This window comes from Vibrio sp. Vb0937 (genome assembly GCF_033338855.1).
Genome location: NZ_JAWOTK010000161.1, coordinates 1,087 through 1,526, shown reverse-complemented (window position 1 = coordinate 1,526; position 440 = coordinate 1,087). Strand labels below are relative to the sequence as shown.

Here is a 440-nt window from a genome sequence, read left to right as displayed (position 1 = left end):
GAGCAACAACAAAAACTCTCCAATAATCCATACACGTTCAAACCTTCTGAAGACAAAATGGCGGTATTCCACAGCCAAGTTCGTGCAAATTTGGATCTACCCACCAGCCAATATTACGAACATACACAGCACTACTTCACAGGCGGTCTAGGCTGGGAAAACTGGCAAACGGTTGGCCTGCAAGGAATCACCGATATCGCCGCACGCCTTGGTAAAGAGCAAAATGCGGTCACTCTGCGTAAAGCTCTCAATCATTTACCTAACGAGCCTCTATACGCACTGCTTGGTGCTCTTGAGCATGTCGACTTACAAGAACGACTAGCGCAGCGTATCGCAGAAAAAGCGCAGCAAGAGATTCACAGCACAGAACCAGATTTGTTCTTGCTATCGGCATTAACTCGAGCGTTAGCAGGCGCTCCAACTGAAATCTCTTTGCCAGT

1 protein-coding gene is annotated in these 440 nt (G+C 47.7%); it reads left to right on the top strand.

Annotated elements, in window-relative coordinates; genetic code table 11:
- A partial coding sequence (locus R7P67_RS24055) for a DUF3549 family protein (protein ID WP_318086220.1) occupies nucleotides 1-440 on the top strand: 440 nt, incomplete at both ends.